Consider the following 22,994-nt stretch of genomic DNA (forward strand, 5'->3'; position numbering starts at 1 on the left):
AGCTATAGGAAGACCGCGTTCGGTCACCTGTTTGACAGCTTCAATTTTGAATTCTTCGGGATAACGCGGGTTGCTCATGGCACCTCCTAATGGGCCGTATTATGAGGCATGGAGGTGTCTACGAAACTAGGGGCGATTCAGTTCTTACTATGAGTTGCTCCCCCATGATGGGGATCACCATCCATTGGTAGATACGCAACCGCCGACGAAGAATTATGTTCTGAGCGCACAAGACTATTTAGCCCGTCAGAACAGCCGAGACGCCCTGTCTCAGTCCCGTCGTGCTTTAGAGTCACTCTCGAAGCAGCTCTGGAAGTGGATATCCAAGCTATCCCCTGAACCGGTCAAATTGACGTATCGGAGCCCTGGAGCGAAGCCAGAGCTTAGAAATCTGTGCGAGCAACTCAAGAGTATTCTGGCCAAACCCCAGCTTGTGCATGCTAGAAAGGAGCAACTGCTCGCTGCACTCACTCAGCTACTAGGCATCAATGGAGCATCTCCCGAGTGGGCATATCTGAACTCGGGCACTCATGAGGATGATCGTTACGAATTTGATCGTGGGACAGTCCGAGGAATTGTTGATGCGCTAGCCGAAATTGACATAGCTCTTCGCTAAAAGGGCTATGTCTAATCTCAACGGGTTGCTCAGTCAGTCACTGTCATCAGTGCGGCAAGCCTAGCCAGGGCATCACTGATGACTCGACCTTGCCCCTCGATATTGCTGATGATTTGCCGTGGTGTGCGAGTGTCCACATCGACTACGGCGGTCGGATTAACAGCCTTCAAGTCGAATACGGCGGCATCAATATCAGCAGCTTTTGTTTCTAGGTCTCGTGCGGCCTTTTCTTTTTCCTGAATCTCGCTGGTCAGTGCCAGCAGTTCAGCATCGCTGGCCTTGTCTTTTTTCAAGCGTTTGAGCTGTTCTTTCAAATCAATAACTGTGGCTTTGATTTGCGCTGCCTCATCCAGCAGCGGCTGCATCTCGGCGCGAGCCTTGGCGCGGCGGGCGGCAAAATCCACTGTCCAGGAATAAGGGCTTGCGCCTTCCGGCTTGCCGCGCTGCGCCAACATGCGGGCATAGCTGGGGAAGGGCTTACCTGCGTTGGCCTCATCGGACAGCCAATCGGCCGTGAGGATGGAGGGCAATTGCGCATCGGCCAACACCGAACCGTCTGGGGCAAAGCCAAAGTGCGCCAAGGTCAGTGGTGTTTTCTTGCCGACCTTCACGTAAGACAGGTCGTAGTACCACGTCTTTTCGGTTTTCTTGCCCTTGGTGAAGAACAGTAAATTGGTTTTCACGCCAGCGCCAGCGGTAGAAAACACGCCACCGGGCAGGCTGACGATGGCCCATAAGTCACATTCATCCACCAGTTTTCGCTTGGTTTCAACGAATGAGCTTTCATTGGTGCGGAACAGCAGCCCCTCGTCCAGTACGATGGCGCAAGTGCCTTTGGGCGCCAACTCGCCAAGAATGTCCTGTACAAACAGCACCTGCGTGGCGCTGGTTTCATAGGCAAAGTTCTTCTGCGCATCTTTGCCTTCCTTGCCGCCGAAGGGCGGGTTGGTAAGGATTACATCGAAAGTCTTGGGTGCCTGATCAAACAGCGCCGCGTAAGTCGCGCGACGGGTCAGCGAGTTGCCATGCCACAGATTAGGCTGGTCGATGCCGTGCAGCACCAAATTCGCCAACGCAATCGGGAACACCAAATTCTCTTTTTCACGACCAAAGAAAGTGTCGTGCTTTAGGGTGTCGATGTCGGTGCTGGTGGCGCTTTTACCCAACTGCCGGGCGATGTGCTCATAGGCAATGGCCAGAAAACCGCCAGTGCCACAGCAGGGGTCGTATACCGTCTGCCCGAGTTGAGGATTGACCGTATGCACCATGGCGCGGATCACCTCGCGCGGCGTGAAGAACTGGCCTCCGTCGGAATTTTTCTCACCCATCTTCAACAGCAAATCTTCATACACCTGCGACAAAGTGAAGAAATGCTGATCGTCTACATGGTCAATATTGATCTGGTGAACCTTGTCGAGGATATCGCGCAGATTGGTTTCGCTATCGACGCGCACCTTTTCCACCGCCGTCATGGTACGGCCCATGATGCGCTGCTTGCGACTGGCTGCCGGGTTGGGCAGGCCAGTGCGTGTGTCGATGTCCAGACTGTGTAGGTGGGGCAGCAATTCTTTATTGATAAACTCGAATAGTTTGCCGTCACCCGCCGCAAATAACTCCTGTCGCTTCCAACCGAAGAGCCAGCCCTCAGCCGTTTTTGGGTGACCGGGTTTCTCGGAATAGGGCGCAGCCCAGTCTTGCCAACGGTAGGGACTGTGCAGCGCGGGTGAGAAGTTATTGCCCAAGACCTCGGCCTCTTCGCGCTCCTTGGCTTCCTGCGCATCGAGAATGCGCAGAAACAGAATCCAGGTCAGCTCCGGTACATATTGCAAGGCGCTCGCGCAGTTGGAGCGGCGCATCACATCGCAGATGCTTTTGACGAAGCTGGAGAGCGACTGGGTGGAGGCAATGGCCTTGGACTGTTTTTCGGTTGTATTTTTTCTGGCCATATTTACACCTCAAAGGCTTGCGCGAGCACACGATTGGGAAGGCGATTGATGTCTTCCAGCGCTGCTTTACTTGAATTTTCCAATGCGTCGATTTCGGTCATAGCGGCCTGAATGCGCGCCACGATGTGTTGTTGTTCAGTCTTGCTGGGTGCTGGCACTTCCAGCGCCTTCAGCAGCGCACCGTTCAGATTGGCCTGATTGCCACCCCTATCCTCCGACAGATCGCGCAAATCCTGATACGACGACTTCAGCCAGAGATAAAGAAAGTCCGACTCCCATGTGTCGTTAGGCAGGATGGCGAAGCAGGCTTGATTGGTGGTGGCAGGAATTTCCAGAATGGCTGATTGCCCGCGTGTTTTTCCCTGTCCATACATTGCAATCAGGACTGATTTGGGTGGCAGCAATGTCAGCGAGCATTCCGCTAGCGCTGCCTTCGAGATGGCTTCTTCGGTGGCCGTGATCGGCGCAAAGGCCACTTCGCCGGTTTTTACCCAAGCGATTTCTGCCGGTTGCCAATACTGTTTGTTGCCGCGCGACGGCGTTGAGCCGCTGGTTGTTTCGGCGTAGTCGCCGAGCTTCTTTTTCGTTGCGCCATCCAGTTCCGCAAAGAATGCCTTGAGCATGCGGGCACGCAGCAAGCGTGTATCGCTCAACTGCAACTGCGCCGCTTGCCGGGCGGTTTCCACTTCGGCCAGCTGGGCTTGCAGGCGGGCGGCGATTTGGCGTTGCTCTCGCTCATTAGCCTCTGGAAATGGTTGTGCCTCAAGAAACTCACCTGACACGCTCGGAAATGTTGATCCATTGCCAGCCGCTAACAAGGCATCTGCCTTGTGCCTTAACCAAAGACCAATGTAGTCAGTGTCAGCTTTGTCGCTGCGCGCTCGAATTGCCGCTAAGCCACGTCCGATGACATATTCTTGATCGGCGATATTTTGTCGCCCGAGCGTGTTGCCTCGCACACAAAAGAGGATATCTCCCCGCGCCGCTATTTTGGTTGGCGCTGTAGTCCATTGAACAGCGACAGGGGTGGTTGCACCGAACTCAGCTGGGCCATTTAGTAACGGAAAACCAACTCTATTCTTGTTATACGTAGTTCCATCAGGTGATTGCCCCATGATTACGTGGGCGACGTCTGCTAGTTTTGTACCGCTCATACCCCAAACAACCTTGCTTTGGCATCGTGTATCACATGCGTCGGTGCACCCAAAACACGCAAGGCATTCAATCCCCCAGCCAGTTTGATTTCGGGCACTTCCCACAGGTTCTGGCTTTCCAGCGCATCGGTGCCGCCTTGGGCGAACTGGTGGCCGAGGCCCTTGAGCACTATGGCTGCTTTGTCATCCATGCCGCTGAACCAGCTGGCGTTATGGCTGATAAAAAGCTCGCCACGCTCGGGCCTCTTTAGGGCGCGTGCGTGGTAGCCGTGGTGGCCAAAGAAGTCGAATAGGTCAAAATCATTCATGTGGTCAATGTCTCGGATTGCTTCCGGGCTGAAGTTATCGCCCAGCAGGTGGTCAATCAGTTGGCGGCGCTTTTTCGCTTCAATCCATAGGGCGCGGAAGTCGTCGAGGTTGTGGGCTTCAGACACTACCCGCTGTATGACTTCCCTGCGGTATTCATCGACCGGGATGAGCGTTTCGCGCCCATCCCGGCGGCTGAGGATGAAGTGACCCAGTGCGTTGATGACGACGGATTGCCCGCCGATCTCGGCCACGGCTGGGCCATCGTCACCGCCGCCACCCGTATCGCCTCCATCATCGCCATCACCCTTGCCACCACTGCCCGGACGCGGCGGTTTGGTGATGAAGTCTGTGCCAAACAGGCTGGTGACGTCGGTGTAGTCGTAGAGCCAGAACTTGTATTTCTGGGTTTCCTCGTGGATGCGCGTACCGCGCCCGACCATCTGGTAAAACTTGATGGGTGATTGCAGGTAGCGAAAGAACACCACAGCATTCAGGCGCTCGATGTCCACACCCGCTTCGAGCAGGTCTACCGTGCAGGCGATGAAAGCGCGCTCGCCGGAGCCGCGCATGGGTTCGATCATGTCCGAGCCATTGTTGGCACCGCCCATGCATTTGAATGCGTAGTGATCTTTGGGGGGGTGGCCTTTTTCTTTGCACCAGTGCACATACAAGTTGTTCATGTGCTGGGCCACGCGGTCGGCGTGGATTTCGCGGGTGCAAAAGATGATGACTTTTTGTTCTGGCCCGCCGTTTTCGCACAAGAGCTTGAACAGGTCTTGGCACATCTTGGGCGTGCGCAGTTCGATGAACAGTTCGTCGTCGAAGTCTTTACCGGTGTATTCGTTCTTGGTGAGGTCGTCTGCGGTCAACGGCAGGCCGGTTTTGATGTCCTTGACGCCTGCTTTGAGGATGTCTTCTTTGGTGAAGGTGGCGTTATCGATGCTGGCCTTGCGTTTGACGATTTCGCAGGCGGCGAGGTAACCGTCTTCCTGCGCTTGAATCAGGGTGTATTCGTACACCGGTTCGCCAAAATACTTGCGGTTGTTGGCAGTGATTTCCTGATCATCAGCGCTGGCGTGTTTGGATTCTTCCAGCTTGCGCGGCGTGGCGGTCAGGCCGATGTGAATGGCGTTGGGGTTGCGTTTCAAAACCTCAGACCAGCGACCCCAGGCCGAGCGGTGGCATTCATCAATGATGATCACGCTGAAGGCATCTTCTCCATAGTGCTCGGACAAGAAGCTGGCAAAACCATCATCGTCATCTAGGCCAAGTGTCTGGTAGGTGGCAATGTGGATGCGGGCATTTTGCGCACTGTTGCCGCCACGCTCGGTGCTAACTACACGGACGTTGTCGCCAAAGGCGGCTTTGAGTTTGGCGTATGCCTGTGTGCGCAACTCATCTCGGTCGCATAGGAACAGCGCAGGCTTTGGCAATTGCCCGGCCTGGCTCATTCGCCACAGCAGGTTGGTAGCAATGATGGTTTTGCCAGCGCCGGTGGCCAGCGTCAGGAGCACGCGTGGAGGCGTTCCAGCCTGTTGATCAAGCAGGATTTTTTCAAAAGCTGCGCGGATCGCCGCATCCTGGTAGTAGCGGGAGAGCGCCCATGCTGGGCTGTCAGCCTGGAACAGCATAGCGGCCTCGGGCCGGGCCATGTTGATACCTGTGTCTTGGGCGTAACGTGCGGTCAGGTCAGCGTGCGGCGGGAAGTCGGCAAACGGGAAAGGACCACCTTGCAAGCTGGAGACGCAGTCGAACTCGCCATAGCGGTGGCCATTGGTAGCGAAAACGTACTTCACATCGAAGCGTTCGCAATCAGCATAACCTTTCGCTTGCTGCATGCCTTTGAGCGGGTCTTCGCTTTCTTTCTTGGCTTCAAGCACGGCGACGGGCAGCGGTTTGGGCATCTCGCCCACCTGCACGCAGAGTAGATAGTCTGTGCGTCCTGGACCCTTACGGCGGCGGCCTTTTGCACCACTGGGTTCGACGGGGGCTGGGGTAAGGATGGTTTCGAGCGTGATGTGCTCACGGCTGACGTAACCTTTGTCGCGCAGCACAGGATCAATCAGATGGTAACGGGTATCCGCTTCGTTCATGCCCATAGATTTATCGGACTCCTTTGTGCTGTTGATCCTTCATTCGCGCGGGCTGCGCGTACCCATAAACCTACTTTGGATAGTCGGAGTTTCCACGGCTAAATAAAAGCCCAAGCTTTTGCTTGGGCTTTTATTTATTTTTGCATTAATTTGGTGCGCTCGTTTCGCTATGAGTGAAAAACTTTCACGTCATAGCGATTTTGAGCGGTGACTGGAATCAATCCCAGCTCAACGCCCCACCAGTCTGATACTCAATAACCCGCGTCTCGAAGAAGTTCTTCTCTTTCTTCAGGTCCATGATTTCCGACATCCATGGGAATGGGTTAGACGTACCTGGGTACTCTTCCTTCAAACCAATCTGGGTCAGACGACGGTTGGCGATAAATTTGAGGTAGTCCTCCATCATCGCCGCGTTCATGCCCAGTACGCCGCGCGGCATGGTGTCGCGTGCGTATTCGATTTCCAGCTGAGTGCCCTGGAGGATCATCTGGGTGGCTTCGTCTTTGAGCTGGGCATCCCACAGGTGCGGGTTTTCGATCTTGATCTGGTTGATCACGTCGATGCCGAAGTTCAGGTGCATGGACTCGTCACGCAGGATGTACTGGAACTGCTCGGCAACGCCGGTCATCTTGTTGCGGCGACCCATGGAGAGGATCTGGGTGAAGCCGCAATAGAAGAAGATGCCTTCCAGTACGCAGTAGTAGGCGATCAGGTTGCGCAGCAGTTCTTTGTCGGTCTCGACGGTGCCGGTGTTGAAGGTCGGGTCGGAGATCGAGCGGGTGTACTTGAGGCCCCAGCTGGCTTTCTTCGCGACCGACGGAATCTCGTGGTACATGTTGAAGATCGCGCCTTCATCCATGCCCAGCGATTCGATGCAGTACTGGTAGGCGTGGGTGTGGATCGCCTCTTCGAAGGTCTGGCGCAGGATGTACTGGCGGCACTCCGGGTTGGTGATCAGGCGGTACACGGCCAGGGCGAGGTTGTTGGCAACCAGGCTGTCGGCGGTGGAGAAGAAGCCGAGGTTGCGCATGACGATGCGGCGCTCGTCGTCGGTCAGGCCGTCCGGGGTTTTCCACAACGCGATGTCCGCGTTCATGTTCACTTCCTGCGGCATCCAGTGGTTGGCGCAACCATCCAGATACTTCTGCCAGGCCCAGTCGTACTTGAAGGGTACGAGCTGGTTGAGGTCGGCGCGGCAGTTGATCATGCGTTTTTCGTCGACGGCAACGCGCGCGGCGGTGCCTTCCAGCTCGGCCAGGCCTTCGGCGATGTCGAGTTGGTCGAGCGAGGCTTTGGCGCGGGCTACGGCGTCGCTGTCATCAGCGGCTACGGCGCGGGCTTCAACGGCAGCAGCACCGCCCACCTGGTCGAGTTTGTCGATGCTCATGTCTGCCAGTTGGGCAGAGGCTTTGTTGGCTACTACGGCGTCGGCGCCGTCTTCCTTGTCAAATTCATCCCAGCTCAGCATGGCTTGGCTCCTGCTTGCGGGCCGGTGAAATAACCGACCTGTGTGGATATACAGTCTTTATTGTGTTCCGTTGCGTACAGCGCGCAAGGGCAAAACGGGTACCGCTGGTCGGGGCGGCTCTAGTGGCCGGTGTTGCCCCGAAGCCCACGCCGGTGAGGGCGGGGGTTGGTAATAAGTGGGGAGGTGGTGTTGCTTTTGCCCCTCTCCCTAACCCTCTCCCCGAAGGGGCGAGGGGATAAAGCCGTGTGTTGCTTGTGCTCTTTGCTCTTTGCTCGACGTTCGAGCGTGTAGCTGAGCGAGTAGTCGCAAGGCACCTGCTGGAGTGGAACCCCTGAGCGTACGCATGTACGTGATGGGGGCCGCTCCGGCAGGTAACGCCGCGAATGCCGTTCAGATCCGCGCGTTGCCGAACACCTTACTGGCACGCCTCACAGTCTGGTTCATCAATGGCACAGGCCTTTGGTACTGGCGCTGGGCCTGCGCTCATTTCCACTTCCGGGGCCTTGGCCGGTGCTGCGCTCAGGCCATCGTTGCCACCACTGGATACGGCGTTGAGCTTGCCGGTGTTGATGGTGGACTTCTCGGTGCTGGTCGCGGCCAGGGCACGGAGGTAGTAGGTGGTTTTCAGGCCACGGTACCAAGCCATACGGTAGGTCACGTCGAGCTTCTTACCCGAGGCGCCGGCGATGTAGAGGTTCAGCGACTGGGCCTGGTCGATCCACTTCTGGCGACGGCTGGCGGCGTCAACGATCCACTTGGTGTCGACTTCAAACGCGGTGGCGTAGAGGTCTTTCAGCTCTTGCGGGATGCGCTCGATCTGCTGCACGGAACCGTCGTAGTACTTCAGGTCGTTGATCATGACCGAGTCCCACAGGCCGCGGGCTTTGAGGTCGCGAACCAGGTACGGGTTGATCACGGTGAATTCGCCCGAGAGGTTCGATTTCACGTAGAGGTTCTGGTAGGTCGGTTCGATCGACTGCGATACGCCGGTGATGTTGGCGATGGTGGCGGTCGGTGCGATGGCCATGATGTTCGAGTTACGGATGCCTTTCTGCACTCGGGCACGGATCGGGGCCCAGTCCAGGGACTCGGTCAGGTCGACGTCGATGTACTTCTGGCCGCGCTGCTCGATCAGGATCTGCTGCGAATCGAGCGGCAGTATGCCTTTGCTCCACAGCGAACCCTGGAAGGTTTCGTAGGCGCCACGCTCGTCGGCCAGGTCACAGGAGGCCTGGATCGCGTAGTAGCTGACCGCTTCCATCGATTTGTCAGCGAACTCAACAGCGGCGTCGGAGCCGTATGGGATGTGCTGCAGGTACAAAGCGTCCTGGAAGCCCATGATGCCCAGACCGACCGGACGGTGGCGGAAGTTGGAGTTACGCGCCTGCGGTACCGAGTAGTAGTTGATGTCGATAACGTTATCGAGCATGCGCACGGCGACCTTGATGGTCTTCTGCAGCTTGGCGGTGTCCAGCTTGCCGTCAACGATGTGGTTCGGCAGGTTGACGGAACCCAGGTTGCACACGGCGATTTCGTCGGCGTTGGTGTTCAGGGTGATCTCGGTGCACAGGTTCGAGCTGTGGACCACGCCCACATGCTGCTGCGGGCTGCGCAGGTTGCATGGGTCTTTGAAGGTTAGCCATGGGTGGCCGGTTTCGAACAGCATGCTGAGCATCTTGCGCCACAGGTCTTTGGCTTGGATGGTCTTGAACAGCTTGATCTTGCCGCCGTACTGGGTCAGGGCTTCGTAATACTCGTAGCGCTCTTCGAAGGCTTTACCGGTGAGGTCGTGCAGGTCTGGCACTTCGGACGGGCTGAATAGGGTCCACTGGCCGTCATCGAACACGCGCTTCATGAACAGGTCCGGAATCCAGTTGGCGGTGTTCATGTCGTGGGTGCGGCGACGGTCATCACCGGTGTTCTTACGCAGCTCGATGAACTCTTCGATGTCCATGTGCCAGGTTTCCAGGTAGGCGCAGACCGCGCCTTTGCGCTTGCCACCCTGGTTAACGGCTACTGCGGTGTCGTTGACCACTTTAAGGAACGGCACAACACCTTGGGATTTGCCGTTGGTGCCTTTGATGTAAGCGCCCAGCGAACGCACTGGAGTCCAGTCGTTGCCCAGACCGCCGGCAAATTTGGACAGCAAGGCGTTGTCGCGGATGGCGTCGTAGATGCCGCCCAGGTCGTCCGGCACGGTGGTCAGGTAGCACGAGCTCAGCTGTGCACGCAGGGTGCCGGCGTTGAACAGGGTCGGCGTCGAGGCCATGTAGTCGAATGACGACAGCAGGTTGTAGAACTCGATGGCGCGGTCTTCTTTGTGCTTCTCTTCAATCGCCAGGCCCATGGCCACGCGCATGAAGAACACTTGCGGCAGTTCGAAGCGGGTGCCGTCCTTGTGGATGAAGTAACGGTCGTAGAGGGTCTGCAGGCCCAGGTAGGTGAACTGCTGGTCGCGCTCGTGGTTGATCGCCTTGCCGAGTTTTTCCAGGTCGAAGTCGAGCAGCACTGGGTTGAGCAATTCGAACTCAACGCCTTTGGCGATGTAGGCCGGCAGGGCCTTGGCGTACAGCTCACTCATCTCGTGGTGAGTGGCGCTGGTGGCAACACCGAGGAAGCCCAGACCTTCAGCGCGGATGTTGTCCATCAGCAGACGCGCGGTGACGTAGCTGTAGTTCGGCTCGCGCTCAACCAGGGTGCGTGCGGTCATCACCAGGGCGGTGCTGACGTCGCCCTGGGCTACGCCGTCGTAGAGGTTCTTCAGGGTTTCTTTCTGGATCAGCGCGCCGTCGACTTCAGCCAGGCCTTCGCAGGCTTCGGTGACGATGGTGTTCAGGCGGCCCATGTCCAGCGGCGCAACCGTACCGTCGAGGTGGGTAACGCGAATGCTTGGGTGCGGCTCGGCAATATCGGCGGCGCCGGTCTTGCGCGCCTGGCTGCGCGATTCACGGTAGATCACGTAGTCGCGGGCAACTTTCTGCTCGCCAGAACGCATCAGGGCCAGTTCGACCTGGTCCTGGATTTCTTCGATGTGGATGGTGCCGCCGGACGGCATGCGGCGCTTGAAGGTGGCGGTGACTTGCTCAGTCAGGCGCTCAACGGTTTCATGGATACGCGACGAGGCGGCTGCGGTGCCGCCTTCAACAGCGAGAAAGGCCTTGGTGATGGCAACGGTGATTTTGTCATCGGTGTAGGGCACCACGGTGCCGTTACGCTTGATCACACGCAGTTGACCCGGCGCAGTGGCGTTCAGGCTCTGGTTGTCATCGGTGGCCTGCGGCGCATTGGCCTGCGGGTTCTCGCGGGAGGTGTCGGTGTGCATGAAAGTCTCCATGTTCTGTATTTATTAGTTAGACGCTTTGCCGTCGATCACTGTGGCTACTGCCATTCATTCCATTTCAACAATGCCATGGGCGCAGCCAAAGGCCGGGCACATGGGGACTTGCAAATTGGGCAGGGAAGGTACGACTAAAGCGCCTTCCTGGCTCAAGAGTCACACGTCAAGGCGTTTTTAGCGCCTCAACTACTACATCTAGTGGTGCAACCGCGTGTGCGGTTGCCGCTTTATTGTTTTTCAGGCGCGCCAAGCGCTGCGCTGAAGGATGGCCTGCTGCGGTAGAGCAGGCGTACTGCAAAGGTCTTTCGGGCGACCGGTGACGGGCTGGGATCAGGCCGTGTGCGAGTCATTCTTCTTGTGTCCGGTTGCCAGGCTAAACCCAACATGTGGTGGGTGTCGCGCGATTGGCATACAAGATAATGCGCTATCTGGGGTATTGCAAGGCGATAGAGCAAGAACAACCTGTGGATAAGTTGTGGGTGAATTGTGGGTTAAACCGCGCGATTGGCGGCAAGCCCGCATGCTTGCTGGGGTGTACCGTTCGTCGGTGTTGATCGGGCTTTTCCCGGGGGTTGCCCAGACGTGGCCCATCTCTCAGGTCGATACTACATCTAGTGTTTTTACAGAAATATGGCATGCGCTATGCAGTGCCCGGCGCATTGATACAATGCCGGCCGTTTCCGTGTTGTCTGGAGTCCGTTGTGGAGCAGCAGTCGTGGCACATTCTTATTGTCGAAGACGACCAGCGCCTGGCCGAGTTGACCCGTGAGTACCTGCAGGGCAATGGCCTCAACGTGTCCATCGAGATGGACGGTGCGCAGGCCGCCGCGCGGATTCTGCAGGAGCAGCCTGATCTGGTGATTCTCGACCTGATGCTGCCGGGCGAAGACGGCCTGTCGATCTGCCGCAAGGTGCGCGGGCAATACGAAGGGCCGATCCTGATGCTCACCGCGCGTACCGACGACATGGACCAGGTGCTGGGCCTGGAAATGGGCGCCGACGACTATGTGTGCAAACCAGTACGCCCGCGCGTGCTGCTGGCGCGCATCCGTGCGCTGCTGCGCCGCCATGAAGGCAGTGAGGCGCAGGCCCCTGGCGAGCGCCGGCGTTTGCAGTTCGGCCTGCTGGTAATCGACAGCGCCATGCGTGAAGCCTGGCTGGGCGAGCAGGGCATCGAATTGACCAGCGCCGAATTCGACCTGCTGTGGTTGCTGACCTCCAATGCCGGGCGGATTCTCTCGCGCGAGGAAATCTTCAATGCCCTGCGCGGCATCGAATACGACGGCCAGGACCGTTCCATCGACGTGCGCATTTCTCGCATCCGTCCGAAAATCGGCGACGACCCGATGCACCCACGGCTGATCAAGACCGTGCGCAGCAAGGGCTATCTGTTTGTTGCCGAAGCGGCTGAAGCGCTGACATGAATTCACTGCCATGAACTCGATCTTCTTGCGCATCTACGGCGGCATGCTCGCCGTGCTGGTGCTGGTGGCGCTGCTCGGCGTCGGCGCGCTGCAGTTGCTTAACGATGTGCGGGTCGATCAATACCGTGAGCGCCTGGCACAGGGCACCTTCCGCCTGATGGCCGATAACCTCTCTCCGATGGTGGATATCGAGCGACGCCGCGCGGTGACGGTGTGGGGGCGTTTGCTCGGTATACCGCTGCGCGTTGAAACGCTGGAAAGTGCCGAGCTGGACAGCGGCGCGCGCAATAGTCTGCGGCGTGGTCAGGTGCTGGTGCAGCAGACCGGCCCGCACGAGGCACGCATCTTCAGTCAACTGGATAAACAGCCGTTGCTGCTGATTGCCGACGTGCAGCAGGTCAGCGAGCAGCTGGCCCGCGCCACCAGTTTTCTGCTGATCGATGAGTTGGTGCGGTACCCCTGGGACGAGCAGCCGCGCCGGCTGGCAGCGCTGAAAAAGGATAAACAGTTCGGTTTTGACTTGCGCCTGGTGCGCCTCGATCAGGCCGACCTCGACCCTGATCAACGCCGCCGCGTGGATGAAGGCGACACGGTGATGGCCCTGGGCCGGGGCGGCGACAGCATTCATGTGTTCTCCGGCATCGTCGACACGCCCTGGGTGCTGGAAATCGGCCCGCTGTACCAGATGAACCCTTACCCGGCGCAGTGGCTGGTGCTGATCGGTGCGCTGGGGTTGAGCCTGATCGGGTTCATGGTTTACCTACTGGTACGGCCGCTGGAGCAGCGCCTGAGCGATCTGGAAGGCGCCGCCACGCACATCGCCAGCGGCCGCCTGGATGCCCGCGTGCCGACCCGTGGTAGCGACTCGGTGGGGCGCCTGGCGGCGGCCTTTAACGCCATGGCCGAGCACTTGCAGCGCTCCCTGAGTATCCAGCGTGAGATGGTCCGCGCGGTCTCCCATGAGCTGCGCACGCCGGTGGCGCGCTTGCGTTTCGGCCTGGAAATGATCGGCGACGCGGAAACCGATGCAGCGCGGCGCAAATATATGGAGGGCATGGACAGCGATATCCAGGACCTCGACAAGCTGGTTGACGAGATGCTCACCTACGCCCGCCTGGAGCAGGGCGCGCCGGCGCTGAACTTCCAGCAGGTCGACCTGGGTGAGCTGATCGATCAGGTGATCACCGAGTTGGCCCCGCTGCGCGCCAGTGTGCGGGTCGAACACGGCCCGTCACGCGATGCCCTGGATGGCGGCGGTGCCTGCGTTGAAGCCGAGCTGCGCTACTTACACCGCGCCCTGCAGAACCTGGTGAGCAACGCCATGCGCCATGCCGAATCACGGGTGCGGGTGAGTTATCAGGTGGGGCAGCAGCGTTGTCGCCTGGATGTCGAAGACGACGGCCCCGGCGTGCCAGAAGAGGCCTGGGAGCGCATATTCACGCCGTTCCTGCGCCTGGACGACAGCCGCACCCGCGCCTCTGGCGGGCATGGCCTGGGCCTGTCCATCGTGCGGCGTATCACCTACTGGCACGGCGGTCGCGCGCAGATCAGTCGCAGCGAAGAGCTGGGCGGCGCGTGTTTTACCCTGATCTGGCCACGTAAGCAGGAGTAAGCAGCGGCGTTGCGGCCATAGCTATCGCGGGCAAGCCCGCTCCTACCCGGCTAGGCGCTGTACCTGTAGGAGCGGGCTTGCCCGCGAAGCTTTTGCGGTTGGCACGTAACCGGGCTTGCCCTTGTAGGGTGGCGGGGCCGCCTAGGTACAACCCATCAATTGCTGCGGGTTAGCTTTAGAACGGTGCCGGGCACTCGAAACGCATCCGCTCGCCGCTTTGCGGGTGGGTCAGGCTGAGCATGCTGGCGTGCAGGCACAGGCGCGGGTAGGCGGTCAGGGCTTGTTCGTGGGCGTAGAGGCCGTCACCGAGCAGTGGGTGGCCGATGGACAGCATATGCACGCGCAGCTGGTGCGAGCGGCCGGTGATGGGGGTCAGCTCGACGCGGCAATGCTCGGCGTGGCGTTCCAGCACTTTCCAGTAGGTCAGCGCGTGTTTGCCCTGCTCATGATCAACCACGTGGCGCGGCTTGGTCGGCGGGTCGTAGCGCAGTGGCAGGTCGATGCTGCCGCTGTCCAGTTCCGGCTGGCCCCAGCACAGTGCGGTGTAGGCCTTCTCGGTTTCGCGGTCGTGGAACTGCCGGGACAGCTCACGGTGGCTATCGGCGTCACGGGCCAGGACGATGATGCCTGAGGTTTCCCAGTCCAGGCGATGGACGATGCGCGCTTCCGGGTAGCCGTTTTCCTGCAGGCGGGTGACCAGACAATCGCGGTTATCTTCCGCGCGGCCGGGTACCGAGAGCAGCAGGGTGGGCTTGTTGATCACCAGCAGGGCGGCGTCCTGGTGGAGGATTTCTACTTGGCTGAGGGGCATGGGCTTCTTGAGTGCACGTCGGTCTGCTGGTGTAGGAACGGGCTTGCCCGCGATGGCTTTGTGGCGAGTGAAAGCTTCGCGGACAAGTCCGCTCCTACAGGTTCTGTGTAGGGCTGAAATAAAATGGCGGCCCTTGGGCCGCCATTTTATTCAGGTTTCGCCTGCGGATACGGATTAACGATCCGGCAGGGTGATATTGAGTTCCAGAATGGAGCAGCTGCCCTGGTTTTCCAGTGCGACCTGTACTTGATCCGAGTCGATATTCACGTACTTGCGGATCACCTCGACCAGTTCTTGCTGCAGGGCCGGCAGGTAGTCCGGCTGGCTGCGCTGGCCGCGCTCGTGGGCGACGATGATTTGCAGACGCTCTTTCGCAATGGACGCTGTGGTTTCTTTCTTGCGCTCACGAAAGAAGTCAAAAATGTTCATTCACGACCTCCAAACAGGCGTTGCATGAATCCCTTCTTCTGCACATCGAGGAACCGATGTGCCACTTCCTTGCCCAGCAGGCGGTCAACCGCATCGCTGTAAGCCTGGCCCGCGTCGCTCTGGTCATCAAGGATCACCGGCACACCCTGGTTCGAGGCCTTGAGTACGGCTTGCGACTCCGGGATCACGCCGAGCAGGCGGATGGCGAGGATTTCCTCGACGTCTTCGACGCCGAGCATTTCGCCTTTAACCACGCGCTCTGGGTTGTAGCGGGTCAGCAGCAGGTGTTCCTTGATCGGCTCTTCGCCTTTCTCGGCGCGGCGCGATTTGCTCGCCAGCAGGCCGAGCATGCGGTCCGAGTCACGTACCGAGGAGACTTCCGGGTTGGTCACGACAATCGCTTCATCAGCGAAGTACATGGCCAGATGCGCGCCTTTTTCGATACCGGCCGGCGAGTCGCAGACCACGTATTCGAAGGTTTCGCGCAGCTCATTAATGATTTTTTCGACGCCTTCCTGGGTCAGCGCGTCTTTATCACGGGTCTGACTGGCAGCCAGCACGTAGAGATTTTCCAGGCGCTTGTCTTTGATTAGGGCTTGCGAGAGGGTCGCTTCACCGTTGACCACGTTGACGAAGTCATACACCACGCGGCGTTCGCAGCCCATGATCAGGTCAAGGTTACGCAGGCCCACGTCGAAATCGACGATGACTGTCTTGTGCCCGCGCAGGGCGAGGCCGGTACCGATGGCAGCGCTGGTGGTGGTTTTACCAACGCCACCTTTGCCGGACGTAACAACGAGGATCTTGGCCAAGGTGATTCACCCCAAAATGTAGAAAAAACGCAGGTTTCCGTGGCCTATCTCAGGCTTCCGGGTGCCCTGTCTGTGTCCTTGAAAAGTGGCGGCAGTATCCGTTAAAGGCGGGTGATGTTCAACACGTCACCCGACAGGCTGACATGCACCGCTTCGCCCCAGAGTGGGTCGCGGCGCAAGTCTTCGGCCACCTTGTACTGGCCGGCGATGGAGAGCAGTTCCGCGCCCATTTGCTGGCAGAAAATCCGCGCCTTGAGATTGCCCTTGATGCCGGCCAGTGCTCGACCACGCATCGGTGCGTAAACATGGATGTTGCCATCGGCGAGAAGTTCCGCGCCGGCGCTGACCGGGGCCAGGACGATCAGGTCGCCGCCCTGGGCATACACCTGCTGGCCGCCACGCACCGGGCTGGTGATGATCTTGCTCGGTTTGAATTCGGGTTCTGCGGTTTTTTCCGGCTTCGGCGGCGCCAGGTCGATGGGCCGCTCGCGGGCGCCGGACGGCGGTAGTACGGGCAAATCCAGCGCTTCGGCGGCGGCGATATCGGCTTCGCGGTTGGCACGGATCGCCAGGGTGCGCAGGCCATGTTTGCGGCAGACCGCCATCAGCTCGGCCAGATCGAGCATGCCTTCGCCTTCCGGCAGCTTGTCCAGGGCCAGCACCAGCGGGGTATTGCTGAAGAAGGCAGGGGCCTGGGCGACTTTTTCGCTGAGCTGCTGGTCGAGGCGGGCGAGGTCGTTGTGCGCCAGCTCCATCACGGTGATGGCCAGCATGCTGCCTTTAAGCTGGAATACAGGGTCTTGCTCGAGGAGATCGGCTTGGCTCATGGTCTGCCTGATACGGCCCTTATTTAGAAACTGGGGGAAAAGTAAGCCGGACTTATAGCGAGAACGCCGCGCGCTCGCAAGTTGCGCGCCGCGAAACCAGGCAGCAAGCAAACTCCTGATAGAATGCCGCGCTTTATTGCGTGCCTCGGACCTGTGTTATGGATCGCCCTGTATTTCGCGCTTATTTCCTGCATCCACGTTTCTGGCTGTTGTGGCTGGGCCTGGGCCTGCTGTGGCTGATTGCCCTGCTGCCTTACAAAGTGCTGCTGTGGCTGGGGCGCTGCCTGGGCAGCGTGATGTATCGCATGGCCAGTTCGCGGCGCAAGATCGCCGCGCGCAACCTGGAGCTGTGTTTCCCGCAGATGCCAGCCGCCGAGCGCGAGGCCTTATTAAAGGAAAACTTCGCCTCTACCGGGATTACCTTCTTTGAAATGGCCATCGCCTGGTGGTGGCCCGCCGAGCGCCTGCGCCGTCTGGGCAGCATCGAGGGGCTGGAGCATCTGCGTCAGGCCGAGGCCGACGGCCAGGGCGTGATCCTCATGGCGCTGCATTTCACCACCCTGGAAATGGGCGGCGGCCTGCTTGGTATGGCGCAGAACATGTATGGCATGTACCGCCCGCACAAAAATCCGCTGTTCGACTATATGCAGCGCCGTGGCCGCGAGCAACGTCTGCTCGGGGTGATTGGCCGTGACGATGTACGCGGCATGCTCAAGCTGCTGCGCGCCGGTGGCGTGGTCTGGTATGCGCCGGATCAGGACTACGGCGCACAGCGCAGTGTGTTTGCCCCGCTGTTCGGCGTGCCGGCAGCCACCGTCACCGCCACCAGCAAGTTTGCTCGCATGGGCCGTGCCCAGGTGATTCCCTTTACCCAGCAGCGCCTGCCGGATGGCCAGGGTTATCGTCTGGTGATCCATCCGCCGCTGGCGGACTTCCCCTCTGAGAGCGAAGAGGCGGACTGCCTGCGGGTCAATCAGTGGATCGAGCAAGCCATCAGCGTCTGCCCCGAGCAGTACCTGTGGGCGCACCGGCGCTTCAAGACGCGGCCAGAAGGCGAGCCGAAGCTCTATAAAAAGAAGCGTTAGATTCGCCATCTAATTGGCGGGTGCGCGCTTAAAGTGGGTTTTCTTGGCACCTGGTGGTTCCGCGAGCGCCTGACTGGCTCCTATACTGGCTGTAAAACAGTGGGAAACAGCCTATGCCGCACACTGCTCCAACCAGTCAGCCGGTTACCGGGCTGATTCTCTCCGGCGGTGGCGCACGGGCGGCCTATCAGGTGGGCGTGCTGGCGGCGATTGCCGACCTGCTGCCCAATGCGGCGCACAATCCTTTTCCGGTTATCGTCGGCACCTCGGCAGGTGCGATCAATGCAGTGGGCCTGGCCTGCGGGGCGTTGCACTTCACCGAAGCTGTGCGCCGGCTGACCAGCGTCTGGCAGGGCTTTCATACTCATCAGGTGTATCGCAGCGATTGGCCGGGCGTGCTGCGCCAGGCCAGTCGCTTTATTGGCCACAGCTTGCTCGGGCTGGGCGGGCAGGTGCCGGTGGCGCTGCTCGACAGCTCGCCGCTGGCCGATCTGCTCGGGCGGGAGCTGGATTTCAGTGGGATTGCCGCAGCGGTGCGCCACCGTCAGCTGCGCGCCGTGGCAGTGACTGCATTCGGTTACGAAACCGGCCAGGCGGTGACCTTCTATCAAGGCCGCGCCACCATCGATCCCTGGTTCCGCCATCGTCGGGTCGGTGTGCCGACCCGCTTGGCCCTTGAGCACCTGCTGGCCAGTGCCTCGATTCCGCTGATATTTCCGCCGGTGAAGATCAACCGTGAATATTTCGGCGATGGCGCTGTGCGCCAGTCCGCGCCAATCAGCCCGGCTCTGCATTTGGGGGCGACGCGGGTGCTGGTGGTTGGCGTCAGTGGCAATCCGGCCGGTGCGCAGGCGCCGGTGCCAGTGGTGCGGCCGCAGAGCAGCCGGCCGCCGAGCCTGGCGCAGATCAGCGGGCATATGCTCAACAGCACCTTTATTGACAGCCTGGAAAGCGATATCGAACTGCTTGAGCGGCTTAACCAGATGGGACGGCTGATTCCTGCGGAAAATCACCCGCGTGGCCTGGGCCTTAAACCGGTGGATGTACTGGTGATTTCCCCCAGCCAGCCGCTGGACCTGATCGCTGCACGCCATCGCCATGAGCTGCCCAAGGCCTTGCGTCTGTTTCTGCGCGGCCCGGGGGCGACCAAGGCCAGCGGCGCCGGGGTGCTGAGTTACCTGCTGTTCGAGCCGGGTTACTGCAATGAGCTGATCGAACTGGGTTATCAGGACGCCATGGCGCAGAAAGCCCGCTTGATCGAGTTTCTCTGCCTGGACAGTCCGCCGGTGCCGGCGGTGATTCCGGTAACTGCCTAGCCAGGCCATCACCTCTTGTTTGATCCCGGCCGCCGGTGCGGCCAAATTCCTTTTCCGCGTGACCGAGAAAACCGCGCCAAGGCGGGTGGCTGCATTTAAACTGCGCCTTCCCGATGCTTTCTGTCGCATTTGCGAAAGCTGCGGTTTTCCTGGGGTTGGCGCTATAAGAAGTTGTCGCATGGCGGCAATGCCGGCCCCGGATCAGTCCCTACAATCTTTCACATCGCCTGCTATTGAATGCAGGTGTTCCTCGTTAGGAGAGCTCAGATGTCCGTTCAGCACGACCCGGTGAATCGTCACCCGGTGCAACGCGCCGATTTCGACCAGGTGATGGTGCCCAACTACGCACCCGCTGCCTTTATTCCAGTACGTGGCGCCGGTTCGCGCGTGTGGGATCAAAGCGGTCGCGAGCTGATCGACTTTGCTGGCGGTATTGCCGTCAACGTGCTGGGTCATGCGCATCCAGCGCTGGTCAAGGCGCTCACCGAGCAGGCCGGCAACCTCTGGCATGTATCCAACGTGTTCACCAACGAACCGGCCCTGCGCTTGGCCAAGAAACTGATCGACGCCACCTTCGCCGAGCGCGTGTTCTTCTGCAACTCCGGCGCCGAAGCCAACGAGGCCGCGTTCAAGCTGGCCCGTCGTGTAGCGTTCGACAAGTTCGGCGAAGACAAATGCGAGATCATCGCCGCGACCAACAGCTTCCACGGTCGCACCCTGTTTACCGTCAGCGTCGGCGGTCAGCCGAAGTATTCCGACGGTTTCGGCCCGAAGATCCAGGGCATCAGCCACATTCCTTATAACGATATTGAGGCGCTGAAGGCCGCAGTATCCGACAAGACCTGCGCCGTGGTGCTGGAGCCGATTCAGGGTGAGGGCGGCGTGCTGCCGGCTGACCTGGCTTACCTGCAAGCGGCCCGCGAGCTGTGCGACAAGCACAATGCGCTGCTGGTGTTCGACGAAGTGCAGAGCGGCATGGGCCGCAGCGGCGAGCTGTTCGCCTACATGCACTACGGCGTGACCCCGGACATCCTCTCCAGTGCCAAGAGCCTGGGTGGCGGTTTCCCGATTGGCGCGATGCTCACCACCAGCGAGCTGGCCAAGCACCTGGCCGTCGGCACCCACGGCACTACCTACGGCGGCAACCCGCTGGCCTGCGCGGTGGGTGAGGCGGTGATCGACACCATCAACACCCCTGAAGTGCTGGCTGGCGTTAAAGCCAAGCATCAGCGTTTCAAAACTAAGCTGGAGCAGATCGGCCAGCAATACGGCGTGTTTAGCGAAGTGCGCGGCCTCGGTCTGCTGATCGGTGCGGTGCTGTCCGATGCCTGGAAAGGCAAGGCCAAGGCAATTCTCGACGCCGCGGCAGTGGAAGGTGTGATGGTGCTGCAGGCCAGCCCGGATGTGGTGCGTTTCGCCCCGAGCCTGGTGGTTGAAGACGCCGATATCGATGAAGGTCTGGCGCGTTGTGAACGTGCCGTGGCCAAGCTGACCCAAGCCTGATTGCCGGCCTGTTCTGCCGTTATACGGCGGATCAGGCTGCGCCCGCTCGACCTATGGATGGGTTGAGTAAACAGCAAGGAAGCCTGTCTCTGTGTGTGCCGCGGCGTTTGTTGCGGTTTTCTCTAGGCCGCCCGGTTTGGGCTGCTTGGAGCTTTTATCAAAAGGAGTGGCACCATGCTGGTGATGCGCCCCGCGCAAATGGCCGACCTCACTGAAGTGCAGCGTCTCGCCGCGGACAGCCCGGTTGGTGTGACTTCACTGCCGGACGACAGCGAGCGTCTGCGCGAAAAGATCGCCGCTTCGGAGGCCTCGTTTTCCGCTGAAGTCAGCTTCAACGGTGAAGAAAGCTACTTCTTCGTCCTCGAAGACACTGAGAGCGGTCGCCTGGTCGGCTGCTCCGGCATTGTCGCGTCTGCCGGCTACTCCGAGCCGTTCTACAGCTTTCGCAACGAAACCTTTGTGCACAACTCCCGCGAGCTGAAGATCCATAACAAGATCCACGTGCTTTCGCTGTGCCACGATCTGACTGGCAATAGCCTGCTGACCAGCTTCTACGTCGAGCGGCCGCTGGTGAACACCGCCTGGTCGGAGCTTAACTCCCGTGGCCGTTTGCTGTTTCTCGCCAACCACCCGGAGCGTTTTGCCGATGCGCTGGTGGTAGAAATTGTCGGCTACAGCGACGAGGCCGGTGATTCGCCGTTCTGGGATGCGGTGGGGCGCAACTTCTTCGACATGAACTACACCGAGGCCGAGCGCCTGTGTGGTCTGAAGAGCCGCACCTTCCTTGCCGAATTGATGCCGCATTACCCGATCTACGTGCCGCTACTGCCCGATGAGGCGCAAGAAGCCATGGGCCAGGTGCATCCACGGGCGCAGATCAGCTTTGACATCCTCATGCGCGAAGGCTTTGAGACCGACCATTACATCGACATCTTCGATGGCGGCCCGACCCTGCACGCGCGCACCTCGGGTATCCGCTCGATTGCCCAGAGCCGCGTGGTGCCGCTGCGCATCGGCGAGCCGGTCAAAGGCGGCCGGCCGTATCTGGTGAGTAACGGCCAGCTGCAGGATTTCCGCGCCATCGTTGTGGATCTTGATTGGGTGCCTGGCAAGCCGGTCACCCTGAGTTTGGCGGCCGCCGAGGCCCTGGGCGTCGGCGAAGGCGTCAGCGTACGCCTGGTTGCGGTTTAAGGAGTTAGCGCATGATCGTTCGTCCCGTCCGCAGCGCCGATCTGCCGGCCCTGTTCCAGCTGGCGCGCAGTACCGGCGCAGGCCTGACTACGCTGCCCGCCAATGAGGAGCGCCTGGCGCACCGCGTTGGCTGGGCCGAGAAAACCTTCCGTGGTGAAGCCGCGCGTGCCGATGCCGACTACCTGTTCGTGCTCGAAGACGACAATGGCGAAGTGGTCGGTATCTCCGCCGTCGCTGGCGCCGTTGGTCTGCGCGAGCCCTGGTACAACTACCGGGTCGGCCTGACCGTCAGCGCTTCGCAGGAGCTGAATATCCACCGTCAGGTGCCCACGCTGTTTCTCGCCAACGACCTGACCGGCAACTCCGAGCTGTGCTCGCTGTTTTTGCGCAGCGACCAGCGCAGTGGCCTGAATGGCCGGCTGCTGTCGAAGGCGCGCTTTCTGTTTATCGCCGAATTCCGCGAGCTGTTCGGCGACAAGGTGATCGCCGAGATGCGCGGTATGTCCGATGAACAGGGCCGTTCGCCGTTCTGGGAAAGCCTCGGTCGGCACTTCTTCAAGATGGAATTCAGTCAGGCCGATTACCTCACCGGCGTGGGCAATAAAGCTTTTATTGCCGAGCTGATGCCCAAATTCCCGCTCTATACCTGCTTCCTCTCGGAGGATGCGCGCAACATCATCGGTCGTGTGCACCCGGACACCGAGCCGGCGTTGGCCATGCTTAAGGGCGAGGGTTTCAGTTACCAGGGCTATGTCGATATCTTTGACGCCGGCCCGGCCATCGAAGCCGAAACCGCGAAGATCCGCGCCGTGCAGGACAGTCAGGTGCTGGTGTTGGCTGTCGGTACTCCGGGTGACGACGCGCCGCGTTTCCTGATCCACAACCGCAAGCGTGAAGACTGCCGGATTACCGCAGCGCCGGCACGCCTGGCTGCCGGCACCCTGGTGGTGGATGCGCAAACCGCCAAGCGCCTGCAACTGTCGGCGGGCGATCAGGTGCGCGCCGTGACGGTTTCCGCTCGCGGTTAAAGGCTGCGTGCCCAAGTAGTGCGCCGCCGCTGT

The 22,994-nt window shown here is 59.9% G+C and carries 16 protein-coding genes; 7 read left to right on the forward strand and 9 right to left on the reverse strand.

What is annotated here, in order from left to right:
- Positions 1-645 precede the first annotated feature (645 nt).
- From Q8M42_RS08090 to Q8M42_RS08110, 5 genes are all read right to left on the reverse strand, one after another.
- Entirely contained in the window at positions 646-2,562 is a 1,917-nt protein-coding gene (locus tag Q8M42_RS08090) for an N-6 DNA methylase (RefSeq protein ID WP_304867980.1), read from the reverse strand.
- 2 nt (positions 2,563-2,564) lie between these two features.
- Entirely contained in the window at positions 2,565-3,716 is a 1,152-nt protein-coding gene (locus Q8M42_RS08095) for a restriction endonuclease subunit S (RefSeq protein WP_304867981.1), read from the reverse strand.
- On the reverse strand, positions 3,713-6,124 hold the full coding sequence (locus Q8M42_RS08100) for a DEAD/DEAH box helicase family protein (protein ID WP_304867982.1): 2,412 nt from the start codon (positions 6,122-6,124) through the stop codon (positions 3,713-3,715). The genes Q8M42_RS08095 and Q8M42_RS08100 overlap by 4 nt, the downstream gene beginning before the upstream one ends.
- 211 nt (positions 6,125-6,335) lie before the next feature.
- Positions 6,336-7,586: a ribonucleotide-diphosphate reductase subunit beta gene (locus tag Q8M42_RS08105; protein ID WP_090251759.1), complete on the reverse strand. Its 1,251-nt coding sequence runs from the start codon at positions 7,584-7,586 to the stop codon at positions 6,336-6,338.
- Positions 7,587-8,001: 415 nt separating this feature from the next.
- Positions 8,002-10,908 carry a ribonucleoside-diphosphate reductase subunit alpha gene (locus Q8M42_RS08110; protein WP_304867984.1) on the reverse strand — a complete coding sequence of 969 codons (2,907 nt, stop codon included), beginning with the start codon at positions 10,906-10,908 and terminating at the stop codon, positions 8,002-8,004.
- Positions 10,909-11,624: 716 nt separating this feature from the next.
- Between Q8M42_RS08110 and Q8M42_RS08115 the strand changes: the two genes are divergently transcribed.
- Together Q8M42_RS08115 and Q8M42_RS08120 are read left to right on the forward strand one after the other, a co-directional pair.
- On the forward strand, positions 11,625-12,347 hold the full coding sequence (locus Q8M42_RS08115; protein WP_304867985.1) for a response regulator: 723 nt from the start codon (positions 11,625-11,627) through the stop codon (positions 12,345-12,347).
- A 10-nt stretch (positions 12,348-12,357) separates the two neighbouring features.
- Positions 12,358-13,959, forward strand: coding sequence for an ATP-binding protein (locus Q8M42_RS08120; protein ID WP_304867986.1), 1,602 nt, complete (start codon positions 12,358-12,360; stop codon positions 13,957-13,959).
- Positions 13,960-14,134: 175 nt separating this feature from the next.
- Here the strand turns inward: Q8M42_RS08120 and Q8M42_RS08125 are convergent, their stop codons facing one another.
- The 4 genes from Q8M42_RS08125 to minC form a co-directional block, all read right to left on the reverse strand.
- Positions 14,135-14,770 carry an RluA family pseudouridine synthase gene (locus Q8M42_RS08125; protein WP_304867987.1) on the reverse strand — a complete coding sequence of 212 codons (636 nt, stop codon included), beginning with the start codon at positions 14,768-14,770 and terminating at the stop codon, positions 14,135-14,137.
- A gap of 174 nt (positions 14,771-14,944) precedes the next feature.
- Complete coding sequence (gene minE / locus Q8M42_RS08130) at positions 14,945-15,199, reverse strand: cell division topological specificity factor MinE (RefSeq protein WP_025165363.1); 255 nt, start codon at positions 15,197-15,199, stop codon at positions 14,945-14,947.
- Positions 15,196-16,011: a septum site-determining protein MinD gene (gene minD, locus Q8M42_RS08135; RefSeq protein ID WP_304867988.1), complete on the reverse strand. Its 816-nt coding sequence runs from the start codon at positions 16,009-16,011 to the stop codon at positions 15,196-15,198. Before minD ends, minE begins: the two co-directional genes overlap by 4 nt.
- 101 nt (positions 16,012-16,112) lie before the next feature.
- A complete protein-coding gene (minC, locus tag Q8M42_RS08140; RefSeq protein WP_304867989.1) occupies positions 16,113-16,838 on the reverse strand; it encodes a septum site-determining protein MinC in 726 nt (241 codons plus the stop codon).
- Positions 16,839-16,996: 158 nt separating this feature from the next.
- Between minC and Q8M42_RS08145 the strand changes: the two genes are divergently transcribed.
- The 5 genes from Q8M42_RS08145 (at position 16,997) to astA (ending at position 22,961) form a co-directional block, all read left to right on the forward strand.
- Positions 16,997-17,923: a lipid A biosynthesis lauroyl acyltransferase gene (locus Q8M42_RS08145; protein WP_304867990.1), complete on the forward strand. Its 927-nt coding sequence runs from the start codon at positions 16,997-16,999 to the stop codon at positions 17,921-17,923.
- A 113-nt stretch (positions 17,924-18,036) separates the two neighbouring features.
- Entirely contained in the window at positions 18,037-19,239 is a 1,203-nt protein-coding gene (locus Q8M42_RS08150; protein ID WP_304867991.1) for a patatin-like phospholipase family protein, read from the forward strand.
- A gap of 267 nt (positions 19,240-19,506) precedes the next feature.
- Complete coding sequence (locus Q8M42_RS08155; protein WP_304867992.1) at positions 19,507-20,742, forward strand: aspartate aminotransferase family protein; 1,236 nt, start codon at positions 19,507-19,509, stop codon at positions 20,740-20,742.
- 174 nt (positions 20,743-20,916) lie between these two features.
- Positions 20,917-21,933, forward strand: a complete 1,017-nt coding sequence (gene aruF, locus Q8M42_RS08160; protein ID WP_304867993.1) for an arginine/ornithine succinyltransferase subunit alpha — start codon at positions 20,917-20,919, stop codon at positions 21,931-21,933.
- 11 nt (positions 21,934-21,944) lie between these two features.
- On the forward strand, positions 21,945-22,961 hold the full coding sequence (gene astA / locus Q8M42_RS08165; protein ID WP_304867994.1) for an arginine N-succinyltransferase: 1,017 nt from the start codon (positions 21,945-21,947) through the stop codon (positions 22,959-22,961).
- Positions 22,962-22,994: the final 33 nt, after the last annotated feature.

Source organism: Pseudomonas sp. (assembly GCF_030684895.1).
GTDB lineage: Bacteria > Pseudomonadota > Gammaproteobacteria > Pseudomonadales > Pseudomonadaceae > Aquipseudomonas.